The 24,369-nt window shown below is 61.9% G+C and carries 4 protein-coding genes; 1 reads left to right on the forward strand and 3 read right to left on the reverse strand.

The features are described 5' to 3' along the window. Positions 1 to 31: 31 nt before the first annotated feature. The 3 genes from FHX76_RS11280 to FHX76_RS11290 form a co-directional block, all read right to left on the reverse strand. Positions 32 to 16,006: an invasin domain 3-containing protein gene (locus FHX76_RS11280; protein WP_167150785.1), complete on the reverse strand. Its 15,975-nt coding sequence runs from the start codon at positions 16,004 to 16,006 to the stop codon at positions 32 to 34. Between the two features lie 151 nt (positions 16,007 to 16,157). After that, a complete protein-coding gene (locus FHX76_RS11285) occupies positions 16,158 to 21,134 on the reverse strand; it encodes an Ig-like domain-containing protein (protein WP_167150786.1) in 4,977 nt (1,658 codons plus the stop codon). A gap of 53 nt (positions 21,135 to 21,187) precedes the next feature. Then, positions 21,188 to 23,182: a sigma-70 family RNA polymerase sigma factor gene (locus FHX76_RS11290; protein WP_167150787.1), complete on the reverse strand. Its 1,995-nt coding sequence runs from the start codon at positions 23,180 to 23,182 to the stop codon at positions 21,188 to 21,190. A gap of 592 nt (positions 23,183 to 23,774) precedes the next feature. Between FHX76_RS11290 and FHX76_RS11295 the strand changes: the two genes are divergently transcribed. Then, positions 23,775 to 24,359 carry a TetR/AcrR family transcriptional regulator gene (locus FHX76_RS11295; RefSeq protein ID WP_167150788.1) on the forward strand — a complete coding sequence of 195 codons (585 nt, stop codon included), beginning with the start codon at positions 23,775 to 23,777 and terminating at the stop codon, positions 24,357 to 24,359. Positions 24,360 to 24,369 lie beyond the last annotated feature (10 nt).

Here is a 24,369-nt window from a genome sequence, read left to right on the forward strand (position 1 = left end):
AGCTCCCGACCTTTGCCCTATCTATTGATGCTTAGGCGCGATGTGCACCGTTCTGTTCGGTCTCTTCCCGACGACGCTTGGTAGCGAGCAAGAAGAGCGCGCCACCGGCAAGCACCAGCAGGATTCCGTAGCCGAGCGGCGCAAGATCGTCACCACCCGTTACGACGAGCCCGGTCGTTGCGACAACCTGGAACGTCTTCTTGACGCTTCCGCTGTAGTCGGCTGACAGGGTCACGGTGTGCGTACCGATCTCGATGTCGCTTGGCAGCGTGAACTCGAAGGTCACGTCACCGTTGCGGTCAGCCACCTGCGTGCCGAGGTCAACTGGGGTCGACTGCAGCAGACCGGAGACGGTCTCACCCGGCTGGAAGTTGTGACCGTAGGCCACCTGCTTCTGTCCAGCTTCGAGGGATGCCGCTTGCAGCTCCATCCAGATGAGTCCAACCCGAACGGTGACCTTCCCCGAGACGTTTCCGTCAGGGTCAGTTGCCACTACCGTGATCTCAGTTCCCGGCTCCAGCTTGGGGTTGAGCACGATCTCAAAGCGGCAATCGTCTCCGGCAATGGCCGATCCGATTTCGTTGCCGTTTGCGTCGTAGATCGTGACGGTCGAGCCGGGCTCGGCGCATCCCGTCACCGTTCCACCATCCGTGACATCCACAACTGGCGGCTCTGGAGCCGTGCGGTCGAGGAACACAACGTCGGCAGAGGCACCTGTTGCTGCGCCGTTGACGTCAACCGTCACTGCGGCGGTTCCGGCAATCTTCGAGCGCAGCTGAGCCGTGTAGGTTCCGGCGTCGAAGGTGACGGTTCCGAGCGTTCCGATTGTGCTGTGCAGCGCAACCGGGGTGCGGGCCGTGATGAGGTTACCGTACTGGTCGTGCAGCGTCACCGTGACCGTGCTGGCGTCTGTGCCGTTGGCGACCACGGGCGAGACCGCCGTGATCACTGTCTGACTCGGGTCCATGACGTCGGCGATGAACAGTGCGGCGTTGTTTCCGCCGCGCGTCACAGCGCTTCCACCGTAGGTAACCGTCTCGACCTTGATGCCCGCCGCGCTCGATGTGATCGTCGCGGTGTAGGTTCCCGCCGTTGCCGACTCAATGAAGCTGCCAATGGCACCAGCACCGAGGTCGTCGCTCGTCAGCGCAACCAGCGCATCCGCTTGTCCACTCACCGGGTTGCCGAAGCTGTCAGCGAGTGTGGCCGTCACGGTGTGCGTTTCGGCGACTACGGTTGCCGCACCGGTACTGACCGAGAATCCGGTCGCTCCGTTTGTGAGATCAACGTCTCCCGCAACGAAGCTTGCCGCGTGGTTGCCAACGCTCAGCACGTCACCCGCTCCAAACTTCACTGCCAGGTCCTTGACCCCCGCAACCGTCGAGCTGATGCTCGCGGTGTAGGTGCCTGCGGTTCCCGTCTCAACAAAGGCCGAGATGGTTCCCGTTCCGATGGCGTGGATGCTCGACGCGGTCAGTCCAGCAGCCTGCCCAGGAACCGGGTTGCCGTTGGCATCCGCGAGCGTCACGGTCACGGTGTGCGAACCAGTTCCAACGAGCTCGTCGCCGGTCGAGACCTCAAACGAGGTTCCCGGGTTGCTCGGGTCAACGCCACCAGCGACAAAGCTGGCAATGTTGTTTCCGTTGAGCGTTACCGCGTCACCATCAAACTCAACGCCGATGGTTTTGGCACCAGAGACGCTTGAGGTCACAACGGCCTCGTAGACGCCAGCCGTGGCGGTCTCGGTCACAGCGCTGATCGCGCCGGTTCCGAGGTCGTCGCCGGTGGTGGCGACCAGCAGGGCAGCCTGCCCTGGAACGCCGTTACCAAACTCATCCGTCAGCGTGATCGTGACGAGGTGCGAACCTCCGATAACGGAGACGTCACCAAGCGAGACACCGTAGTTGGTTGACCCGTTTCCAAGATCAACGTCACCAGCGGTGAAGCTCGCAACGGTGTTACCAGCGGGAGTCACCTGGCTGCCACCAACGGTGACGGCGATCGTCTTTCCACCGGTGACGGTGGAGGTGACGGTTGCCTCGTAGGTTCCGGCAGTTGCCGTCTCTACAAACCCGCTGATCGAGCCGGTACCGATGGCGTCTGCCGTGGTCGCAGCGAGCGTTGCCGCCTGCTCCGGAACCGCGTTGCCAAACTCATCCGCAAGCGAAACGGTTACGGTGTGCGAGCCAGAGCCAACCAGTTGGTCGCCGGTGGTCACCACGAAGTTCGTCGCGCCATTTCCTGGATCAACTGCGCCTGCCGTGAAGCGAGCCACATCGTTGCCGTCGGCCTGAACGTCGCCGCCACCAAAGGTGACCGTCACATCCTTGCCGCCCGACACGCTTGACGTGATGGTTGCCTCGTAGGTTCCAGCTGTGGTCGTTTCTGCGAAGGCAGAGATCGAACCGGTTCCAATTGAGTCAGCCGTTGCAGCGGTCAGGCCGTTTGCCTGGCCGGGAACCGCGTTGCCAGCAGTGTCGGCGAGCGTCACGGTAACGGTGTGGGCACCAGTTCCCACCGGCTGGTTGCCGGTCGAGACGGAGTACGACGTTGCCGAGTTGCTCAGGTCCACGCCGCCGGCCACGAAGCTTGCGACTCCGTTACCAACGAGGGTAATTGCCTGGGCACCAAATCGCGCGGTAACCGTCTTGCCTCCTGAGACGCTTGACGTCACGGTCGCGGTGTAGGTGCCAGCGGTTGCCGTCTCGGTCACGGCGGTGATGACACCGGTTCCGAGCCCGTCAATCGTTGCGGCGGTGAGAGAGGCTGCCTCGTCGGAGACGGGGTTGCCAAACTCATCGGCGAGCGTGATGGTCACGCTGTGCTCGCCACCCTCAACCGAAACATCACCAGAGGTCACCACAAACTGCGTGGCAGCGTTGGTCACGTCGACTCCGCCGGCCACGAAGGTCGCCGCGCTGTTGCCAGCAAGCGTGACCGGGTTGCCCGAGAGCGTCGCGGCGATGGCCTTTGCGCCCGCAACCGTTGAGGTCACGGTTGCCGTGTAGGTTCCTGCCGTTGCCGACTCGGTGAAGGCGCTGATCGCGCCGGTTCCGAGGGCATCCGCCGTGGTCGAGACAAGCTCAGCTGCCTGTCCGGCAACCGGGTTGCCAAACTCGTCAGCCAGCGTCACGGTCACGGTGTGCGAACCGGTTCCAACCGTCTGATCTCCAGTGGAGACCGAGTAGCTCGTGGCCGAGTTCCCGAGGTCAACACCTGCCGAGACGAAGGATGCCGTGTCGTTGCCGTCAAGCGTCACGTCGTTGCCACCGAAGGTAGCCGTGATCGCCTTGCCACCGGCGATGGTCGAGGTGACCGTCGCCGTGTAGGTGCCAGCCGTCGTCGACTCCGTGAAGGAACTGATCGAGCCGGTACCAAGGTCATCCGTAGTTGATGCCGTCAGGCCAGCAGCCTGACCGGGAACCGCGTTGCCATCGGCATCAGCCAGCAACACCGTCACGGTGTGCGAACCTGTTCCAACAGTCTCGTCACCGATTGAAACGGAGTACTTCGTACCCGCGTTTCCGGTGTCAACGCCGCCAGCGATAAACGTCGCAACGGTATTGCCGTCAAGCGTGACGTCGTCACCGTCGAAGGTCGCCGCGATGGTTTTGCCACCCGACACACTCGACGTGACCGTTGCCACGTAAGTGCCAGCCACGGTCTCAGCAAACGCCGAGATCGAACCGGAACCAAGCGCATCCGACGTCGAAGCCGCAACAAGCGCAGCCTGACCCGAGACCGGGTTCCCGAACTCGTCAGCAAGCAGCACCGTTACCGAGTGCGAACCACCGTCAACCGACGCGTCACCAGAGGAAACGCTGTAGGTTGTCGAGCTGTTGCCGAGGTCAACACCAGCCGAGACAAACGTCGCAACATCATTGCCGTCAAGCGTCACGTTGTTGCCACCGAAGGTAGCCGTGATGGTCTTGCCACCGGCAATGGTCGAGGTGACCGTCGCCGTGTAGGTACCAGCCGTTGCCGTCTCGACAAAGCCGGTTACTGTTCCGGCGCCGAGGTCGCTGAGCGTTGTTGCGCTCAGGTCTGCCGACTGTCCGGAGACGGGGTTTGCGAACTCATCCGCAAGTTTCACCGTCACGGTGTGCGAACCGGTTCCAACCGTCTGATCTCCAGTGGAGACCGAGTAGCTCGTTGCCGAGTTCCCAAGGTCAACACCAGCAGAGACGAAGGAAGCCATGTCGTTGCCGTCAAGCGTGACCTCATCGGATCCGAGGGCGACGGTAATCGTCTTGTCTCCGGCCACAGTCGAGGTGATCGTTGCCGTGTAGGTTCCGGCGGTTGCCGTCTCGGTGAAGGCGCTCAGGGCACCCGAACCAAGCGCGTCAGCCGTCGAGGCGGTGAGGTCGCCAGCACGAGCAGGAACGCCGTTGCCAAACTCGTCAACCAGGGTCACGGTTACGGTGTGCGAACCGGTGCCAACCGTCTGGTCACCGGTGGAGACCGAGTAGCTCGTTGCCGAGTTCCCAAGGTCAACACCAGCGGAGACGAAGGCTGCCGTGTCGTTGCCGTCAAGCGTGACCTCATCGGAGCCGAGCGTCACGGTCAGCACCTTGTTGCCGGAAACCGTCGAGGTGACTGTTGCCGTGTAGGTGCCGGCAGTAGCCGTCTCGGTGAAGGCCGAGACCGAACCGGTTCCGAGCGCCTGGGCGGTTGCCGCGGTGAGGTCGCCGGCAAGGGCTGGAACGCCATTGCCAAACTCATCAACCAACGTCACCGTCACCGTGTGCGAGCCGGTACCGACCGTCTCGTCACCGGTGGAGACCGAGTAGCTCGTTGCCGAGTTCCCAAGGTCAACACCAGCCGAGACGAAGGCTGCCGTGTCGTTGCCGTCAAGCGTCACGTCGTCGCCACCAAAGGTAGCCGCGATGTTCTTGTGGCCAGTGACCGTCGAGGTGACCGTCGCCGTGTAGGTGCCAGCGGTAGCCGACTCCGTGAAGGCGCTGATCGAGCCGGTGCCGAGGTCATCCGTTGTGGATGCCACGATGCCAGCTGCCTGACCGGGAACCGGGTTGCCATCGGCATCAGCCAGCAGCACCGTGACGGTGTGCGAGCCCGAGCCAACGGTTTGGTCGCCGGTTGAAACTGAGTACTTCGTACCCGCGTTTCCGGTGTCAACTCCACCGGCGATAAAGACCGCGGTGCCGTTGCCGTTCAGCAAAATACTGTCGCCAGCAATCGTGGCGGCAACAACCTTGCTGCCTGCGACGGATGACGTCACGGTTGCCGTGTAGGTTCCGGCGGTCGCCGTCTCTACGAAGGCCGTGATCGAACCGGTTCCGAGCGCGTCAGCCGTTGCTGCGAGCAGTTCGGCTGCCTGGCCGCTGACCGGGTTGCCAAACTCGTCGGCAAGCACGGCAGTAACCGTGTGTGATCCGCCGGCAACCGAGACCTCGCCCGTCGTGACGGAGTACGAGGTGGATGCGTTGCCCACGTCGACGCCTGCCGAAACGAAGCTCGCGGTGTCGTTGCCGTTGAGCGTGACCTCGCCAACGCCGAGGTTGACCGTGATGGCCTTTGCCCCTGCGAGGGTTGAAGTGATCTCTGCGGTGTAGGTGCCGGCAGTGGTCGACTCGGTGAACGAGGTGATGGATCCGGCGCCGAGGCCCGCAACCGTTGCGGCAACAAGGCCCGTGGCTTGTCCGGCAACCGGGTTGCCAAACTCGTCAGCCAGCGTCACGGTCACGGTGTGCGAACCGGTGCCAACCGTCTGATCTCCAGTGGTAACCGAGTAGCTCGTGGCCGAGTTACCAAGGTCGACACCTGCCGAAACGAAGGATGCCGTGTCGTTGCCGTCAAGCGTCACGTCGTTGCCACCGAAGGTAGCCGTGATCGCCTTGCCGCCGGCGATAGTCGAGGTGACCGTCGCCGTGTAGGTGCCAGCCGTCGTCGACTCCGTGAACGCACTGATCGAGCCGGTACCAAGGTCATCCGTAGTCGATGCCGTCAGGCCAGCAGCCTGACCGGGAACCGCGTTGCCATCAGCGTCAGCCAGCAACACCGTCACGGTGTGCGAACCTGTTCCAACAGTCTCGTCACCGATTGAAACGGAGTACGCCGTTCCAGCGTTTCCGGTGTCAACGCCGCCAGCGATAAACGTCGCAACGGTATTGCCGTCAAGCGTGACGTCGTCGCCGTCGAAGGTCGCCGCGATGGTCTTGCCACCCGACACACTCGACGTGACCGTTGCCACGTAGGTGCCAGCCACGGTCTCAGCAAACGCCGAGATCGAACCGGAACCAAGCGCATCCGACGTCGAAGCCGCAACATGCGAAGCCTGGCCAGAGACAGGGTTCCCGAACTCGTCAGCAAGCAGCACCGTTACCGAGTGCGAACCACCGTCAACCGAGGCGTCACCAGAGGAAACGCTGTAGGTTGTCGCCGAGTTCCCAAGGTCAACACCAGCCGAAACGAAGGATGCCGTGTCGTTGCCGTCAAGCGTCACGTCGTTGCCACCGAAGGTAGCCGTGATGGTCTTGCCACCGGCGATGGTCGAGGTGACCGTCGCCGTGTAGGTGCCAGCCGTCGTCGACTCCGTGAAGGAACTGATCGAACCGGTACCAAGGTCATCCGTAGTTGATGCCGTGAGGCCAGCAGCCTGACCGGGAACCGGGTTGCCATCGGCATCAGCCAGCAGCACCGTCACGGTGTGCGAACCGGTACCAACGGTCTCGTCACCGATTGAAACGGAGTACGCCGTTCCAGCGTTTCCGGTGTCAACACCACCGGCAATAAAGGTCGCCGTGTCGTTACCGTCAAGCGTCACATCGTCGCCGTCGAAGGTAGCCGCGATGGTTTTGCCACCCGACACACTCGACGTCACCGTTGCCACGTAGGTGCCAGCCACGGTCTCAGCAAACGCCGAGATCGAACCGGAACCAAGCGCATCCGGTGTGGAAGCCGCAACAAGCGCAGCCTGACCCGAAACTGGGTTCCCAAACTCATCAGCAAGCAGCACGGTTACCGAGTGCGAACCACCGTCAACCGACGCGTCGCCAGAAGAAACCGAGTAGCTCGTTGCCGAGTTACCAAGGTCAACACCAGCCGAGACGAACGTCGCAACATCGTTGCCGTCAAGCGTCACATCGTCAGAACCGAGCGCAACCGCAATGGTCTTCGCTCCTGCAACCGTCGACGTAATGCTGGCCGTGTACGTGCCAGCAGTTGCCGACTCGACAAAGCCGCTCACCACGCCGGTGCCAAGGGCATCTGCTGTGGATGCCGTGAGCGCGGCAGCCTGGTCGGAGACCGGGTTACCAAACTCGTCGGCGAGGGTCACCGTCGCGGTGTGCGAACCGGTGCCAACCGTCTGCTCCCCCGTCGAAACGGAGTAGCTCGTCGCCGCGTTGCCAAGGTCAACCGAGGCAGCAACAAACGTCGCCGTCTTGTTGCCGTCAAGCGTGATGCTTCCGGCGCCAAGCGCAACCACAACATCCTTGCCACCAGCGATGGTTGAGGTAATCGTGGCCGTGTAGGTGCCAGCGGTTGTCGACTCGGTGAAGGCGGTGATGCTGCCGGTTCCGAGCGCATCCGTTGTGGATGCCGTGAGCGTTCCTGCCTGTCCGGGAACCGGGTTGCCCTCGGCATCCGACAGCTGAACGGTCACGGTGTGCGAGCCGGTACCGACCGTCTCATCACCCGTCGAAACGGAGTACTTCGTTCCGGCGTTACCAAGGTCAACCCCGCCAGCGATGAACGACGCGACGTCGTTCCCTGCGAGCGTGATGGGGTCTCCGTCAAATGTCGCGGCGATGGTCTTGCCACCGGCCACGCTCGACGTGACCGTCGCCGTGTACGTCCCGGCCGTTGCCGACTCGGTAAAGGCGGCGATGCTGCCAGAGCCGAGGCTGTCGGCGGTCGCGGCGAGTAGCTGAGCGGCCTTACCACCAACGGCGTTGCCAAACTCATCCGCCAGCGTGACGGTTACCGAGTGCGAACCGCCATCGATCGATACGTCACCGGTTGAAACGGTGTAGTTGGAGGCAGGGTTGCCGAGGTCAACTCCGCCGGAGACAAAGTTGGCAAGGTTGTTGCCGGCCAACGTCACGGCGTCGCCGTCGAACGTAACGGTCACTGGCTTTGCGCCAGAGACGGATGACGTCACGGTTGCCGTGTAGGTTCCCGCCGTCGCCGACTCAACAAAGGCTCCGAAGGAACCTGTGCCAAGATCGCCGGTCGTCGCTGGAGCGAGGAGGCTGTCCTGTCCGGAGACCGGGTTGCCAAACTCGTCGGCAAGCGCCACCGTGACGGTGTGCGTGCCAGAGCCGACCGGCTGGTTGCCCGTCGAAACCGAGTAAACCGTCGCGCCGTTATCGAGGTCAACCGAACCGGCGGTGAAGCTGGCCGCTCCGTTGCCGGCGAGCGTCACGTCAGCTCCATCAAGGGTGACGGCAATATTCTTGCCACCCGCGATGGTCGACGTGACCGTTGCCTTGTAGATGCCCGACTGGCCGACCTCGGTGAAGCTTGAAACCGTGCCGGTTCCGAGCGCATCCGTTGTGGTCGCCTCAAGCAGTGCAGCCTGGCCGAGTACCGGGTTGCCAACCGCATCCTGCAGCGCCACCGTAATCGTGTGGGTTCCCGTTGCTACGGGCTGATCCCCGGTAGAAACCGAGTAGTTGGTTGCCGGGTTGCCAAGGTCAACGCTGCCGGCCACAAAGGTGGCGACGCCGTTGCCGTTGAGCGTGACGGGGTTGCCGTCAAACGTTGCCGTGAGCGCCTTGGCTCCAGCGACGGATGACGTCACGGTTGCCGTGTAGGTGCCGGCGGCCCCGGTCTCAGAAACGTCCGAGACGCTTCCGGTGCCAAGGTCAGCAGCAGTCGCAGAGGCGATAAGCGCGCTCTGTCCCGAAACCGGGTTGCCAAACTCATCGGCCAGCTTCACGGTCACGGTGTGCGAGCCAGACACAACGGTCTGGTCACCACTGCTGACCGAGTAGTTGGTTGACGCGTTGCTCAGGTCAACACCGGCCGCGACGAAGGACGCAACATCGTTGCCGTCGAGCGTCACCTGGTCGGCATCAAACTCAACCATGATGGCTTTTGCCCCTGCAACCGTCGACGTGACGACTGCCGTGTAGGTGCCTGCCGTTGCCGACTCGGTGAAGGAACCGATCGTTCCAGTGCCAAGCGAATCCGTGCTTGAGGCGCTGAGCTTGCCAGCCTTGCCACCAACCGGGTTGCCCTCGGCGTCAGCAAGCGTCACCGTCACGGTGTGCTCGCCGGTGCCAACAGTCTGGTCGCCAGTCGAAACGGAGTAAGCCGTTCCAGCGTTGCCAAGGTCAACGTCACCGGCCACAAAGGCGGCCGATCCGTTGCCGTCGAGGCTCACATCGAGCCCCTCAAAGGTGGCGGTCACTGCCTTCGATCCGGCAATACTTGAGGTGACGGATGCCGTGTAGGTTCCGGCCGTTGCCGACTCGGTGAAGGCCGAGATGGCTCCGGAGCCGAGTCCGTCGGTCGTAGCGGCGAGGATGAGCGAAGCGGCGCCAGAAACGGGGTTGCCGTAGGCGTCGGCCAGCGTCACGGTTGCCGTGTGCGAGCCTCCGTCAATCGATTCGTCGCCGGTCGAAACCGAGTACGAGGTGGCGGCGTTGCTCAGGTCGACACCAGCCGCGATGAAGTTCGCGACGTCGTTGCCTGCCTTGGTGACCTTACCTGCCCCAAAGTTGACGGTGACCGTCTTCTCTCCGGCAATGGTTGAGCCGATGGTTGCCGAGTAGGTTCCTGCCGTTGCTGTCTCGGTGAACGCGCTGATCACGCCGGTGCCGAGTGAGCCAACTGCCGTTGCCGACAGGCCAGCTGCCTGACCGGGAACCGGGTTACCGTCGGCATCCGACAGCGTCACCTCGATGCTGTGCGGCGTCGAGCCAACAACTTTGTCACCGGTGCTGACGGTAAACGCCGTGCCAGCGTTGCCGAGGTCGACTCCACCAGAGATGAAGGTCGCGACGTCGTTACCGTCAAGCGTGACGTCATCGCCGTCAAAGCGTGCGGTGACAGTTTTGTCTCCCGCGCTACTTGAGGTGATGGTTGCCGCGTAGGTGCCGGCGGTGGCTGTCTCGACAAAGCCGGTGATTGTGCCGGTTCCGAGCGAGTCGGCGGTCGAGGCGTTGAGCTTGGCGACCTGTCCGGAGACGGGGTTGCCAAACTGATCGGCGAGGATGACCGTCACTGAGTGCGATCCTCCCGCAACCGAAACCTCACCGGTTGATACCGAGTAGCTTGTTGCGGCGTTGGCCAGGTCAACCTCGTCAGAGACGAACGCTGCGGTGTCGTTGCCGTCGAGCGTGATGCTTCCGGCGCCAAGCGTGGCCGTGATGACCTTGCCACCCGCAATGGTCGAGGTGACCATCGCGGTGTAGGTTCCGGCGGTTGAGGTCTCAACGAAGGCTGAGATTCCACCGGTTCCAAGCGAGTCAGCTGTGGAGGCGGTGAGTGCGGCTGCCTGCCCAGGAACCGCGTTACCCTCGGCGTCCGACAGCGTCACCGTCACGGTGTGCGAGCCGGTACCCACGGTCTGGTCTCCACTGGAAACCGAGTACTTCGTACCCGCGTTGCCAAGGTCAACACCACCGGAGGTAAAGGAGGCCACGTTGTTGCCAACGAGCGTCACCTGGTTGCCGTCGAAGGTCGCGGTAACCGTCTTGTCACCAGCGATGCTCGACGAGATGGATGCCGTGTACGTGCCAGCCGTCGCGGTCTCGGTCACTGCCGAAACAGAGCCGGAGCCAAGCGCGTCAGTTGTCGCGGCGACCAACAGTGCCGCCTGACCCGTTACCGGGTTGCCAAACTCGTCGGCAAGCTTCAGCGTGACAGAGTGCGAGCCTCCGTCGATCGATACCTCGCCTGTTGAGACGGTGTAGTTCGAGGATGCGTTTCCAAGGTCAACCGAGCCGGACACAAACGTTGCGATGCGGTTGCCGCTCAGCGCAACATCCGCTGCGCCGAGGGTGACCTCAACGGTCTTGCCACCGGCAACGGTTGACGTGATCGTCGCGCTGTAGGTTCCAGCGGGGCTCAGCTCGGTGAAATCCGTGATGGTTCCGGTGCCGAGGTCTTCAGCAGCTGCCGCTGAGAGCTCAGCAGCCTTGCCAGAAACCGGGTTGCCAAACGCGTCGGCAAGCTTCACGAGCACAACGTGTGTTCCCGTTCCAACCGGCTGATCGCCAGTCGATACCGAGTAGTTCGTGGATGCATTGCCAAGGTCAACACCGGCGGAGATGAACGTCGCAACGTCATTTCCGTCAAGCGTGATCTCGTCTGCTCCGAAGGCCGCCGTGATCTGTTTGGCTCCCGCGACCGTCGAGGTCACGGCTGCCGTATAGGTTCCCGCGGTTGAGGTTTCGAAGAAGTCTGCAATCTCACCGGTACCGAGGCTGTCGAGGGTCGAGGCGGTAAGGCCGTCTTCCTGTCCAGACACCGGGTTGCCGTTTGCATCCGCAAGCGTCACCGTCACGGTGTGCTCACCAGAACCAACCGTCTGATCGCCCGTGGATACGGAGTACGTTGTTCCCGCGTTGCTCGGGTCAACACCGCCAGCGGTGAAGCTCGCAACGTCGTTTCCGCTCAGGGTCACGTCGTCGCCGTCGAGGGTTGCCGTGATGGTCTTTCCCCCAGAAACGCTCGACGTTACCGTTGCGGTGTAGGTGCCTGCAGTAGCCGACTCGGTGAATGCCGAGATCGAACCGGTGCCAAGCGAACCGGTGTTTGAGGCAGTGAGCAGCGCATCCTTGCCCGAAACGGGGTTGCCAAACTCGTCGGCAAGCGTCACGGTCACCGAGTGCGAGCCTCCGTCAACCGACACGTCTCCGGTCGAGACCGAGTAGTGGGTCGCCGAGTTGCCAAGGTCAACACCCGCAGAGACAAACTGCGCGTCGCCGTTACCGGCAAGCGTGATCGCCTGGCCGGTCAGCTGAGCGGTCATTGGCTTTGCGCCGGCGATGGTCGAGGTGACCGTCGCGGTGTAGGTTCCGGCGGTCGAGGTCTCGGTGAACCCGGAAACCGTTCCGGTTCCGAGGTTCGAGGCCGTTGCGCTCACGAGCTGCGCCGACTGACCAGAAACGGGGTTGCCAAACTCGTCGGCAAGCGTCACCGTCACGGTGTGTGAACCGGTGCCAACCGTCTTGTCCCCCGTTGACACCGTGTAGGTGGTTCCGGGGTTGTCGAGGTCGACGGCACCGGCAGCGTAGTTTGCGACGACGGTACCGATATCGAGCGTGCCGTCAAACGAGACGGTAACCCTCTGCGCGCCAGCCTCCGTCGAGGTCACCTGAACCGTGTACACGCCTGGCGTCGAGGTCTCTACAAAGGAGCCTGCAACAACAGCCGCATTAGCGTTGTCAGCAATCGTGGCGCTGAGGGATGCCGCCGCGCCGGTCACTGGGTTGTTGTTGGCGTCCTTCAGCACGGTTGTGACCGTGTGTGATGCAACGCCGTTTGCGACGCGGTTGTTGTTATCGTCGATGCTCACGGTTGATTTGCCGGCGCCAACCTCCGGCGTTCCGGCGGTGAACGAGGCGACGTTGTTGCCACCAACAAGCATGGTGAGCGAGTGAGCAACGGATGCGTCGTCAGTCACGGTCACGGTCACCGTCTTGTTGCCGCTCACGGTTGATTTCACGGTGGCCGAATACAGGCCTGGCGTTGCCGTCGCGGCAAAGGCCGAAACGGTCACACCGCTGTTGGGTGCGGCTGCGGCTGCAAGCGAAGCTGCCCAGCCGGTTGCCGGGTTGCCAATGTTGTCGCGCAGCGAAACCGTAATCTCGTGCGTGCTCGCGCCATCCGCAACAACCCCTCCAGTCGAAACGGTGAAGTTTGTGTTTGCCGAGGTGAGGTCAATCGGGACTCGAGTAAACGAGACCGTCTTTGGAGACCCAGAGATCTCCTGGTTGCCGTTCACATAGGCGTGGATGGGGTAGGCACCAGCGGTGATCGAGACCAGCTCGATGGTGGCAACGCCGGAGGCATTGGTTGCTACAACCGCCTGAACTCCGTCGCCGCCAACCACGTCATCCGCTGTTCCTGGGATGCCGTCGGCACCAACCCACGACGTGTTTGCTGGCACATTGAACGTCACAGGGGCATTGCTCACGAGGGCGCCGTCAGCGTTCTTCACCGTTGCGGTCAGCACGTTCTTGAGCTGCCCCGTGGCCAAAACGTTGTTTGTCTGCACGGCAAGCACAGAGGAGGCGGCGACCGGCTGATCGTTATCAAGCACCGAAACGTCGAGGTCCTCAAGCAGCAACCCTGCAAATTCCTCATCGGTCGAAACAACCGCGGTGCTCAGTGCCACGTGGCGGGTGCCGTCAACAACGAGGTTGTCGATTGCCTGCGTCTTGATGTCGACAAAGCGGTCAAGCGTTGTCATCGTCGGCGAGGTTGCGTTGATAGCCGGGTTGTTTGCGAGCGTTTTTGCCAGCGCGTTTGCGGCCTGGCCCGGGTTCGGCAGTGCCGGGTCCGGGACAAGGTTGCTCCACGACTGCTCGAGTACGAGGGTGTCCTGCGGAGCCTTCTTTACTCGGCCCTGGTCATCAACCGCAACGTTCTCAACGCGGTATGTGCCGTCGAGGGCAGCAGTTCCACCTGGCTCGGTAACCGACAGCTTGAGGTCGGCAGGAGCGGTGAGGGCGAGCGGCGAGTTGTACAGCACCGAGTGGTCAAGGTCGCGAACATCGGTTCCAAGAATCTCATCAGCGTCAACCGCGCCGGCGAAGTTCACCGGGGCGCGCTTGATCGTTGGGTCAACCGGGTCTGGGCTTCCCATGGTGTTGGATGCGCCGGCGTTGAGGTTGCCAACGAGGTCCTTGACGGTCCCCGCCTTAATGGTTGGCACAACGGTTCCGGTTGAGTTTGCTTTTGTCACAACCGTCCAACGAGTGTTCGTCGCTGGGTTGCTGTCAACTGGCGTGATGCTCACAACCTGCTGGCCCTTTGCGGTGCCGCTAAATTCAAACGCGGCAGCGGTCAATCCACCCTGGATTGCCTCAGACGACATCACGTCGAAGACAATCTTGCGGTCAAAGGTTGGGTCGGCCTGCGAGATACCCTGCTGAATCCAGAGCGCCGGTCCACAACGGTCAGGGCCAGCGGCGTTGACGGTTCTGGAGATCATGCTGGACTTGCCTTCTGCATCCACCGACTGCAGGCGGAGCAGGGCGCCGTCGCCGGCTCCCGTGTACCAGAAGGTCACGGTCTTTGCGAGCTCGGCTGCGCTGCCGATCTTGACACGTCCGAGGTACTGACCAAGGCCCTTGTTTCCACCGATGTAGGCGTCGACGAGCACCGGATAAGTCGGCTGCGTTCCACCGGCGACGGGCGGCTGCACCGTCACATCAATTCGGCAGGCTTCTGGCTCATCTGGAACCACCGCGGCCGAAGGGAACACGGTACGGACGTTGTTGTTGGCGTCGTCGTTGTTCACCTGGTTTTGGTTGGTACCGTTGGCCGTCTCGTACGTGGCGTTCGTGGTGAATCCGCCGATGTTCAGCATGGTGTTTCGCACGGCGCTCACGCGGGCACCTGTGCCAGAATCGGCCAAAATGACCTCACCGATGTTTGTGCCGCGGTTCCAGCCGGCGATGTTGTTATCGCGGATTGTCACGTAGGTGTTGTTCACTGCGGTGCCGGTTGGCCCCTGCACGTAGAAGGCTGCGCTTCCCGGGCTCCACGCCGCCTGGTTGTTCACCACGCGGTTGTTGGCGATGACCACACCGGCAGAGGTGGTGGTGTTGGCGTAGATCGCTACCGCGCGGAGGTAACCGGGGTTGTACGTTGGGGTGACGTTTTGCACAAACGTGTTGTCTTGGATGAGGGCACCGTCGAGGATGATGCGCGAGGCAGGCGTGTTGTAGGCCCGGTTTCCCGTGCTGATCCAGGTTCCGGCATCGCTGTAGTTTTCGAGGTGTCCACGGCTCTCAACCATGGTGTTGCCCGTCATGACAAGATTCTTCACGCGAGCGCTCGCGTTCGCTGAGTTCACGTACCAGGTTCCAAAGGCGCCGCCGGTGTCATCTGCACCCGACGAGTAGGCGTTGCTCTGGGAGAACTTGGAATTTGTAATGTTCAGACCGTTGATCTGGGTCGTAGGGGCAGCATTCTGCGGAAGAACGGATACGGCGGCCCCGCGCCACTGCGAGTTCACCTCGACGTTGTTGATGGTGACGTTCTCTGCGCCACCGATAACCACGATTGGACGCTCGGTTGCGATCGAGAGGCCGCCAGCCAACGGGCTATTGGCAATCGAGCCGTTTTCGAGCAGGAAGTTCTTTGCGGTCTTTCCAACGTAAATGGCGCTCTCAGAGCCGTAAACGTTGGCGAAGTTGCGGAGCACCTGGTTGCTGCCGGAGAAGCCGAAGACCGATCCGTTATACATCGAGTCACCGTAGGGGGTTGAACCGATTCGCTTCTGCAGGTCAATGACGACGTTGCCCTTAAACCAGAAATTCACACCGGTGTCGCCATCGGTGTAGCCGCCCATGATGTTTTGCATCTCGGTGCCACCGTTGATCATTCCGGTGAAGTTGCCGGCCGGGGTGTTGTTTGGGCAGTACGGCTGGTTGTACATACAGATCGAGCCGTCGTTGGCGTACGTTCCGTTTGCCTGGCGAATACCGCCGGTTCCTGCCGCCAGCTGCGCCGCGGTAGCCACGGGGGTCGGCGCGATCAGGTACCGCTTGGAGTTATCCGCGTCAAAGAGCGCGTTTGTCTCCTGGGCGGCGGCAAGCATGGTACAGGTCGACCCGTAGGTGCTGGCCGTGGCACAGATCCCGTCGCCGGGGTTCGCATCTGGGATGATCCGTGTGTCCGTAATGTAGAACGTCTTGTCGTAGCCGTTATCAAGCACAACGTTTGCCGACGCGCTTGTGGTGTCAGTCACCACAAGCCCCGCAACAAGAAGCGACAGAGTAACGAGCGCTGCGAGCACGCGCGCGACGATGCCGCGCGTATCTCTTGTACCTAAGTCAGCTGCTGAGAGAGCAGTCATCATTGGTGGACCCTTCGGATTAGAGTGAGGCCCTAGACCTCAGCAATAGCGTAAAAACAGGCAGAATCCTGCCCGGCGCTGTTCCCCCTGAACATGTGACGCAGTGCTTAGATCATCCGATGGCCCGTTTATGACTCGAAAAACGGGAAAACTTTTATGAGCGTGTCGACCGACGGGTTCGACCCCTGGTTGCAAGGATTCCTGCGACTCCCGCGAGCAGGAGCAGCGCGCCGAACGCCACCATCGACGACGAATCGTTTCCGGTTGTTGCCAGCGCTGATTCGCCCATCCGCCAGACCGAGTGCTCTGCAACGGTGAAGGTTTCGGATTGGAGGCTGAACTGCGAACCAACGAGGGTGACGGTGTAGTCGCCAAGCGCCAGCTTCCGATCGAGCGGGATGCTGATAACCACGTCGCCCGTCGGTCCCGCCGTCGCCGTCACCGGGGGAAGGTCGGTCCCGTTCACCGTCGCTGTCACCGTTTCGCCACGGTGATACCCAAAGCCGTACACCGTTTGGGTGGCATCGTTTGAGAGCAGCGAGCGTCCAAGCATCACGGATGCTCCGCTCAGGCGAAGATGCAATTCTTCTGAGTCGTTGCCCGCTTTGTCGGCAACGAGCACTGCGATCGTTTCGTCCCGAGTCGGGGCGAGCAAGTAGACAACCTCAAAGTATCCGTCGGCTCCGGCGATGACGGTTCCAAGCAGCGCCCCAGCCTCATCCGTCACGGTGACGGTCGAGCCGGGCTCCGCATAACCGGCAAGCATCTCGCCAGTGAAATGCGCAACCACTGCGGCCGTCGGCCGCGTACTGTCAATCAGGACCGGAGCCTCAACGGCATTTCCGACGGGGTCAGTCACCCGGATGACAACATCGTCGCCTGTCTGCAGCCTTGGTGCCGGGCTGAACGTAAACCTGCCCTGCTCATCGATCGCTATTGTGCCAACCAGGCGGTTTCCGTTGCCGTCAAGGAATACCAACTGATCGTCGTATTCGACAACTCCGCCCGAAATTGTCTTGCCGTTTGACGGCGCGATTGTTGGCGCGACTGGCGGCGTGGTATCAATCAGGGGAACGGCCGGATCGCTCCTATTATTCGCAGGGTCAACCGCAACTACGCGAAGATCATCCTGCTCGGTCAGGCGCGTGCTCGGGGTGAACACAACACAGCCGTCAACAAATTCGCCAAAGGAACCGTCAACGTGAATGCCGTCGGCGTCTTCAACAACAACGGTGGTGCCGTCTTCAGCGCAGATCGTGAGTGACCTACCATTCGACGGGTCAACCCAAGGCACCGAAGGAGCGACCTGATCGATGGTGACATTCGTGACCGGCGACACAAACCCGTTGGTGTCTCGCGCCTCGACGTGCACAACCTGACCATCCACGACTGGCGCGGTCAGCGTGACTACGAACCAGCCGAAGGCGTCAGTCGGCGCGCTGCCGAGCGACAGACCGGTTTCGGTTGTCACAACGACCGTGTTGTTTGCGTCAGCTCGGCCGGTCAGGGTGACACCGTTTGAGGGGTTTGCCGCAGGGGCCGAAGGCGTTGGAACAAACGTGACAGTTACTTCGCCCGAAGCCTTCACTCCCCCAACGGTCACGCTTGCGTCGGCAGTTGCCGCCGCGTCAGAGGTCAGGATGGCTTCGTAACGTCCATCGCCGACAAAGCGGGTCTCGGCAACATCGCCAGCGCTACTCAGAATCACAACATCGTCAACCTCGCTCGTGATGAGGTTGCCGTGTGCGTCGTGGAGGTGGGCTTCAAGCAGCACCTCGTGGATGCCGTTTGCCTCGGCGACAGTGACGGATGCGCGCACTCCAGAATCTGGTGCAGAGAAGTCTCCTGCCCCAAAGCTGATGCTCGCCGGCGAGCCAGAAACTTCGACCCCGCCAATGGTGGCGACGACGGTCACTGATTGTGCAACTTCGGTGCTCAGGTCAACAAAGGCGATCCCGTCGATTCCCGACTGCGCTATCCCGTCACCGCTCATCGTGGTGACCGGGTCTGTCGTAACGATCACGGTTGCGCCGCTGACGGCGTTGCCAAACGCATCAACGACACTCACGGTTACGCGATGCGGGTCGGCATCGACGGAAACCTGTTCCGCAGAGACGCTCAACGCGGAATGCTCGGCGGAGGCCACTCCCGGCACAAAGCTGACAACCGCAGGAGCGGTGCCGATGCCAACCGGTGCCCCGCCAGAAATCACCGTCGACACAATCGCAAAATCGGTGTGGGCTCGGGTTGAGCTGAGCAGAAGCGTTGCCCCACCGGCAGCATCCGTTGTTGCCGTCACCGTGCTTGGGCCCGCGATCGTGTCGGCTCCACTGAGCGCATTCACGCCCTCAGGAACCTGGAATGAGACAACGGCGTTCTGCACCGGCTGGCCTGCGGCGTTTCGGATAAGCGCACTCACGCTATTTGTTGCGACCCCGTCGGCGACGGCACCGTTCGCGGTAACAGAGATGACGGAATCGGCGGCAACGGGGTCATCGTCATCCGTCACGGTGACGGAGAGGCTGTCGAGCATGAGCCCGTCAAACTCTGGGTCGTCAGAATGGAGCACGGGGGCCAGCTGCACGCTGCGCGTGCCGTCCACAATCGTGTTATTCACGGCGGCAACACCGACGGCAACCTCGCGGTCGGCAACGTCGATGACCGCATCCGTTGAGCTCACGGTCGGTTGGTTTGGCAGCAGCGTCGCCTGTTCCGCCTCCGTTGTGGCTGGATGCGGCATACGTTCGTCGCGCACCAAGCCTGACCATTGCGGGGTGACCGTCACGAGGGCAGCAGGTGCGAAGGCGGTACGGCCGAGCGCATCCCGAGCCTCAAGCGAGATGCTGAACTGATCGCTGACGTTCCCCAGTTCGGAAACGCTGAGCGTGCGGGATTCCGGCGCAGTAAGACGAATCGGCAGCTGGTACGTTACCGCGTTATCGATCAGGGCTCCGGGTGTCGTCTCGACCCCGGCAGGGTCGGACGAGCGGATGAAGTTGTTTGGCGCATCCATGGTGTTTGCCGGTTGCGGGTTGGTGTTTCCGGCGCGGTCGCTCACACTGCCGGCACCAACGCCGAGCGTGACCGTCCCTGCGGCATCCGCCCGCACGGTCACGGACCACCGGGTGTTTGTGGAGGCATCTGCGGAAGCCGGCACGACGCTCACGATCTCTGCCGCCGCCTGGCCAAGGTCAAGCGCGCCGCGCAGTGCGTCGTTGGCAAGTGGCTCGGAGGAGAGCACCTCAAATCGCAACGAACGGCTCCACGAAGGATCAGCCTGAGTCTCCGCCTGCTGCACCCAGAGTTGTGGGCCGCAGGTGTCTGCACCGGCTACCTCAACCGTTCGGGAGAGCGGCGACACGTTTCCGAGGGCGTCAACGGTCTGCAACCGCAGTTTGGCGCCACCCAGCGAGTACGGATAGGTCAGCTGGACGCCGTCGGCACCCCAGTCCGCGTCGCTATTCACGGCTACGCCGCCAAGATAGTTCTCTGCGCCGTTTACGCCACCGGCAAAGGCATCAACTCGGATCGGGTACGCCGGTTGGCCTCCCCCCGCTTGGGGTCGCTGGGTCGTGACGGTGAGCTGACACGCCCCCGGCTCAAACGCTGCGGCACTCGGGAAGGCGGTGCGAACATTGCCGTTTGCGTTGGCCACATGCACAGGGTTCGCAATATCGCCTGGCAGCTCTGCCGAGTTTGTCGCCGACTCCGTGTATCCACCAACGGAGCTCAACGTGTTCCGATCGAGCGCAACGCTCGGGCCCCCCGTTGAAGTTACCGAGATGACCTGCCCGACCGCGTTGCGATTCCAGCCGAAAAATGCGTTGTCGGTTACCGAGACGCGGCCGGCAGATGAGCCTCCGCCGGCAATCTGCACCGCAGGCCCGGTTGGCACCCAGGCCGTCGTGTTGCTGAAGACGTTGTGATCGATACTCAGGCTCGAACCAGGCGCAGGTTCCTGGACCAGCCGAATATCGCTGTTCCGGTCGCTGTAGATTGATGCGGCCGCCAGCGTGTTTTGGAACGTATTGCCGCTCACCCGCGAGGTTCCGCCCGTCTGGATTCGATCGCCGCTAATGGGCACGTTACTGTCGTACCCGGCACCGCGACGAAAATCCAGAAAGCTGCTGTCACGGATGTCAAGATCGTCGACCCTGACCGTGCCCGCATCCCATTTGCCAAGCCCGTATGCAAGATTATTGGCGTCTCGGTTCTCCCACGAGAAGGTCGATTCGGTGATGCTCAGTCCGTGGATCGGCTCACCGGCGTTTCCTGACTGGGCAACGACGTTGATTCCTGCACGCCACATCGAATCAATCGTGACGGCGTGCACGCGTGTCTGCGTTGACCCGCCAACCACGTTAATTCCGCGTTCCGTTGCATAGGCGAGGCCGCCGCTCCCCGCCGGCCCGTTCGCAATGGTGCCGTGTTCGATGAGCACGTTTGTCGCGGTCTTTCCAACCGAGATCGCTGACTCAGCGCCCGCGATATTAGTGAAGTTTCTCAGCACCTGGTCTGTTCCCGTGAATGACAGTGTGGTGCCAAGGAGTCCACCGTCGCCGGGCGGAAGTAGCTCAAGTCGATTCTGGAGGTCAATAACCACGTTGCCTGAGAACCACAGGATGCTGCCGTAGATGTCGCCGTCAATGCTCCCACCGACGATAGTGTTCATGGCCGCCTGACCCTGAATCATCCCGCTGAAACCGGTTGGCGTGTTTGTCGCGGAGTTGGTAAGCAAGACGATGCCGTCATTCGCGAAGCTGCCATCGAGCTGACGAATCGAACCGGCAGCGGTTGGAGTGGCAAGCGTGACCAGCACCTGTTGCGTTGGGTCGAGGTCGGTCAGCGCGTTGGCCTCTTGCGCGGCGGCGAGGAGCGTACACGTTGAGCCGTAGGTCGCGGCGGTTGCACAGACCCCGTCACCTGGAGTGGCATCGGGAATCAGCCGGACATCGTCGACTCGCAGCGTGTGATCGTATCCGTTAGCGGATGGGGCCGCCGCAGCGGGAAGCGCGCCAACCCCGGTCAGCTCAACACCAGCTGAGGCGGCGAGCGCACCTGCCAGCACCAGTGCAACGCCAACGACGAAGGACCGTGGCCGTGTGTGATTCCGCCTCAGATGCACCCGCATGGTTGATGTGTTTCCCCTCAAACGTATGTTCAGACTGCGCAGCAACATCGCGGCTACAGCTCAAGATCAGTCAAAATTGGAGCCCCGACGCGTGTTCCGTCCTCTCCCGTATACACGGAACGCACGGGACGAGCCTTTTCGACGGATTGGAGCGTCGAATTATCAAGCAGGCGGATTCGGCTCACGCCGTCAGTTGCCGCAATGCGATGCGTGAAGCTCAGGCCGTCGGTGACGGTTACCGAGCTCTGTGGCAGCGCATCAACAATCAGCACCGTCTCTGACCTCGACTTGTCGAGCTCAATCATCGGTGCCGTGAGTTCAAATGCTTGTGCATCGGTCTCGTGGCTGTAGGTCAGCGTCGCCCGGTCTTTCTGCCGCACGACGAGGGTGTTTCCTCCGGCGATGCCACCCCGTGTGGTGGTCACCGACCACGTTCCGTCAGGTGCGATCGCGCTATCGTTCGCGACGCCGTTGACGAGCACGCTCACGGTGGCTCCTGGGATTCCCGTGCCGGTCACGATCGGGAGGAAGCGGGTATCCGCCGTGTCAACGCTGGCAACGACCGGGGTGGGGAGGACCTGGCCGTTGCGCACTATAAAGGCCCGCGTTGCCGTGTCCGACCTATCCTCGCCGCTGACCTGCTGGTACGCATGCACGGTGTATTCGCCGTCGGGAAGCGTCTCAGAGCTGAGCGACCACGAGCCTGCCGCCGTCGTCTGCACGACGCGCTCCTGGTAGGCGGCTTCGTCGCCTGAAACGAACAGGGTTACCTCGGATCCGGCCGTTGCGTATCCGGTGAGGAGCGGGGCTGACGTCGCAAACACGGTGCGCTCGTCAAACGAGTATGTTGGGGCTTCGGTTCCTGCCACAACTGGGATCGAGAAGAGCGCAGCCGTCTCGGCCTCCCCCTGTCGCTGGGTCCAGTCGCTGCGGTCAACGACCGTTGGGTCCTGTGCGGGGTTGTCGCTCGTGCCGTCCCGCTCCGCGGAAGGAGTCGGTTGCTCCTGCGCTGAGGAGCTTCCGGTTACGGGGTTATCGGCCGCGGATTCCGAGGGCTTCGCCACGGTTGATAACACAATTGCGGCCGAGATCACCCCCGCAATGAGCACCCCAGCTGCGGCGAGCAGGGCGACCTTGGTGCCACCGATTGTTGCGGTCTGTGTGGTGCCAGAGACAACCTGTGTTGCGGCTTGAGCCGAGGATGCCGGCGCGGCGAGTGATGCGGTGAGGCCGGCGGCCATCCCCCCGGTCAGCAGCAGCGGGAGAACCACAGAGTGCAGGCGAGAAGCCGTTGACTCGGCTTCGGCCAGCACCTTGCTGCAGCTTGCACAGGTTGCCAGGTGCGCCAGCAGCTTCTCGCTCCGCTTTTCGGTGAGCGTTCCTAACAGGTATGCCGGGAGCCGGTCGATTGTTTCAACGCATGCTGCAGGCAGGTTGTTGTCGTTCAGGTGGGCCCGGATCCATGCCTGTCGAAGGCCGTCTCTCGCCCGGTATGAGAGGGCGGAAACACTATTCGGTGTCATGTTGAGCTTGGCAGCGATTGCCTGCGGCTTCAGCTCGAGCACTTCGGTGTACCACAGCACTTCTTGCCACTGCGTTGGCAGCGACGTAAATGCCTCTTTGATGATGCTTCGCTCGACGCGAGAGTCGGCATCGTCGCTCACGGTTTGCAGTGACTCGCTGCGTTCGGCTGACTCAAGGTCGACCAGTCGCCGCTGCTCGTTCCGCCATTTATTCGCAATGTTTCGGATGGTCACCTGCAGATACGTGCGAAAGGCCGTCTTTGGCCCTCCACCACGGGTCAGCGCGATATAAATCTTTGAATAGGCTTCTGCGACCACGTCATGTGGGTCAAGATCGGTGCTGAAGTAGCGGGCACTCACCAGCCCAGAAGCCGAATGTCGCGTCCAGAGCAGGGCGTAGGCGGCTCGGTTGCCCGTGCGGGCAAGATCAAGCAGCTCTTCGTCGCTGAGGTCGCTGTAGTGGTCGGTTGCCGAGCGGATTGAACCCACAACGGCGTTGTTGTCTTCGGCCGTTTTTGGGTTCACCGATGAAGCATCATTGCTGCGAATGGTACGTCGATGATCAGTCTGCTGTTGCGATTCGTCATCAAGTTGAAAACTCAAAACACCCCTTCCATCAACTACGTTGATCACCGAGCACGGCGTTTATGACGCGTTTTAAGAAACGTATTTCGATAAACGGTGCGCACCCCTCGCCGTAGCGAGCGTCTGCTGATTCTCCCCAGAATCCCCTAGACCATGTATTAAATCATACCGAGCAGCATATTTGCTGGGAAAACCGGCCAAACACCCACGCCGCATCGAGAAGGAGGTGCCGCCCCACGTAGGGGAGGGGGCGGCACCTCGTGTGGTTACTCGCGATTGCGGCAACCCGACCAACACGAGAACCATCCGGACCGATTAATCGGAGGGGAAACAGTAACCTGCTACCGGATGAACTATGGGGTGCGTCGGTGCGTTGAGCGGATACGGGGGTGTTCTCCGCTCACCAGTTAAGATCACCCCCGAGCCGATTTATGACGCGTTTTTTACACTGATCTGTTCGCACATTGCCATTAGCTAATAGTCGTAGTAAATTACCTATGAGCATTAGGAAATAAATCATCAGGAGGGCACCATGGCGCGCGCAGGATTAACCGCTGAGCGACTCGCGCAGGCTGGCGCCGAGCTTGCTGACTCGATCGGGTTTGAACGCGTCACGGTCGCCGAACTTGCTCGCCGCTTTGGCGTCAAACCGGCCAGCCTGTACTCGCACGTACACGGCACGGTCGACCTCAAAACCCGCATCGCGCTGATCGCACTCGAAGAACTCGCGGATCGAGTGGCGGATGCCGTAGCCGGCCGCTCCCGCAAGGCGGCACTTGCTGGGCTCGGCAACGCCTACCGGTTGTACGCGCAACAGCATCCCGGTCGTTTTACGGCAGCGCACGAGCGCCTCACCCCCGAAGCAGCAGCCAGCAGCGCCGGCCCACGGCATGCCAACATGATGCGTTCCATTCTCAGGGGGTACAGCCTAAGCGACGCCGACAAAACCCACGCCGTCCGCATGATCGGCAGCACGTTTCAGGGTTTTGTCACCCTCGAATCACACGGGGGCTTCGATCACAGTTCTCCAAGCTCAAACGAATCGTGGGAGCGCATCATCGAGGCTCTCCACTCCTTGCTCTCCTCGTGGCCGGCGGCCACCCCGGCCGGCGCCTGAACACAGACGA

The organism is Lysinibacter cavernae (genome assembly GCF_011758565.1).
GTDB classification, from domain to species: Bacteria; Actinomycetota; Actinomycetes; order Actinomycetales; family Microbacteriaceae; genus Lysinibacter; species Lysinibacter cavernae.

What these genes read in the sequence shown, in the direction of transcription:
- FHX76_RS11280 (WP_167150785.1), bottom strand. Translation starts at nt 16,006, where the DNA reads ATGATGACTGCTCTCTCAGCAGCTGACTTAGGTACAAGAGATACGCGC.
- FHX76_RS11285 (WP_167150786.1), bottom strand. Translation starts at nt 21,134, where the DNA reads ATGCGGGTGCATCTGAGGCGGAATCACACACGGCCACGGTCCTTCGTC.
- FHX76_RS11295 (WP_167150788.1), top strand. Translation starts at nt 23,775, where the DNA reads ATGGCGCGCGCAGGATTAACCGCTGAGCGACTCGCGCAGGCTGGCGCC.